Here is a 678-nt window from a genome sequence, read left to right as displayed (position 1 = left end):
ATAAGCCCTGCCGTATTGTTCCATGCGGCCTTTGGCCTGGTAGTGGGAAGGTGCAGTGGGACGGACCATGCCCTCTTTGGTTCCTTGTTTTTAGGAAGGTTACAGGGGGCTAAAGGCTCCGCATCCTCGTTGGGCTTATTTATTAATACCCTTCCCGTATTGTTAGACCTTAAGGGTGATATACCGGCATACATTAGCCATACCAATGAGCGTCTGCAAGAACTCCTGTCCCATGAACAGACCCCTTTGTCCAATGTTCATGATTGGAGTGGTATCCCCAATGATGTCCCTCTGTTCACTGCACTGTTAAATTACCGTCATTCAAAACGAAGTTCATCATCAGATAAGTCAGATAAATCAAGTAAACCCTTTGATTTAGGTGCTGAACTGTTGGCGGGAAAAGAACGGACGAATTATCCTTTTACTTTTGATGTGGATGATTGTGGGGATGATTTTGGGTTAACGGCTAAGCTATCCGATCGGGGTATCGATCCTTCGGCTGTCGTATCCTATATGGAAGAAGCATTAAGGGTATTGCTGGACCATATTGAAGAAGAATCTAAAATAACGGTTGATGAGTTGTCCATTATATCCAATAAAGAAAGGCATCAATTATTAGAAGTGTTCAATGATACGGACGTTAGTTATCCCAAGAATAAGACCATTGTAGACCTTTTC

At 43.2% G+C, this 678-nt stretch carries 1 protein-coding gene; it reads left to right on the top strand.

The window, feature by feature from the left end:
• Positions 1-678: condensation domain-containing protein (locus AC04NP_RS30575; RefSeq protein ID WP_482863929.1), on the top strand; the 678-nt coding region annotated here is incomplete at both ends.

The sequence above is a fragment of the Agaribacillus sp. DX54 genome, from assembly GCF_056858335.1.
Note: the sequence above shows the minus strand (reverse complement) of the source record. Positions and strands in the feature narration are given on the sequence as shown.